Annotated in this window: 2 protein-coding genes; one reads left to right on the forward strand and one right to left on the reverse strand. The window is 57.5% G+C overall.

Features of this window, described 5'->3' with window-relative positions; genetic code table 11:
* Positions 1 to 396, forward strand: a 396-nt coding sequence (locus YY7_RS56260; protein WP_035693361.1) for a DUF1521 domain-containing protein, incomplete at its 5' end; no start/stop codon positions are given.
* 491 nt (positions 397 to 887) lie between these two features.
* Here the strand turns inward: YY7_RS56260 and YY7_RS0149900 are convergent.
* The gene (locus YY7_RS0149900; RefSeq protein ID WP_028169432.1) at positions 888 to 1097 is read right to left on the reverse strand and encodes a hypothetical protein; all 210 of its coding nucleotides are present in this window, start codon (positions 1095 to 1097) and stop codon (positions 888 to 890) included.
* Positions 1098 to 1301: the final 204 nt, after the last annotated feature.

Genomic DNA, 1301 nt, shown 5'->3' on the forward strand with positions numbered 1-1301 from the left:
ATGACCCTGCAACTCGACGATGGCACGAAGATCACCGTGGATACGGCCGACTACGGCAACGGCAAGAGCATTTCGTCCAAGCTCACCATCACGAACGGCGACAACGCCATGGTTGTCGAGGGGCTCGGTGACGACAAGGATGGTGCCAACAATCTGAAGGTGACGCAGTCCAATGCTGGCCGAACCCTCGATCAGCTGACATCGGATGGTGCACAGACGATATATGAGCAGGGTCAAGGGTGGGTCGATAGATCCGGATGTGAGGTCAACCAGGCGAGCATCGACGCCAATGAGCGTAGATCCGGATGTGAGGTCAACCAGGCGAGCATCGCCGCCAATGAGCGTGTCAAGCTGATTCGACGCTTGCTCGAAGGCCGCGGGGTGGGGCCGATCTGAGCGCAGTTCAAGAAAAGGGGAGCGGACGCTGTCGCCCGCTCCCATTCTTCTCAGCGCGGGCGCGCAGGGAAGCGCCTCGCTTGGCGCTATCCATGCATTAGCCGCGCTCTCATGTTTTCGATGATCGGGCTGTCATATCTCTGCCGCTAACAGTCGGCAACGAAGGCGCGACACGGATGCGTGGGGGCGTCTCGTCTATAAGACACCTTTATGGCCTGCGGGTTTGTAGATGCGCGATTGGCCCAAGCGAGGCGAGTCCGTTCGACATACGAGCGAGATGTCTTGGGCTACCGAGAGACGGCTGACCGGAGTGGCCGGAGCGAGAAGAACCCTAAGGACTGTAACGCCAACTTACCGCAACCGATCTGAACGACCAGTACCATTGAGGTGCGGATCGTTCAGCTGCGGAGAAGTTCCTCTCTTTCCTCTCTTCTCACCGTTGTTTGGATGTGCCATTCACGGCTCGCTATTGCCGATTCGGCGGAGCCGACTCAAACATCCTCTTCTGTATCGTCCATGGCAGAGTCGAGATCGGCCTGCGCATCGTTGACAATTCGCATTGCGATCATGCCAAGAGCCATTTCGAAAGCTTTGCGTTGTTGCATGGCCTGCGAGTTGGCGTCATCGCCCCCCTCGGTTCCGTCAACATTCGCGCCGTTATTGCTTCCCGCGGCTCCGATATCGGGTGCACCTGCGTTCATCTTCGTAACATCGCCTGTTGATAACCCATTCTCTGATGCTAGCAGCGTTAGCTTTCGAGAAGCTGACGAGGCTCAGGGCGCTTGAAATGGACCCCGATTGTGGGACCAGGTGCTTAGTTGGAAGGGGCTGCTCCGTTTGATAGACGGAGCGCATGATGACGACAAAGACGAGACGCAAGATCGACGCGGCACTGAAGGCAAAGA

The sequence above is a fragment of the Bradyrhizobium elkanii WSM2783 genome (assembly GCF_000472865.1).
Lineage (GTDB): Bacteria > Pseudomonadota > Alphaproteobacteria > Rhizobiales > Xanthobacteraceae > Bradyrhizobium > Bradyrhizobium elkanii_A.

Bases quoted from the DNA above. Each gene is read 5' to 3' on its own strand.
- YY7_RS0149900 (WP_028169432.1), bottom strand. From the start codon at position 1,097: ATGAACGCAGGTGCACCCGATATCGGAGCCGCGGGAAGCAATAACGGC.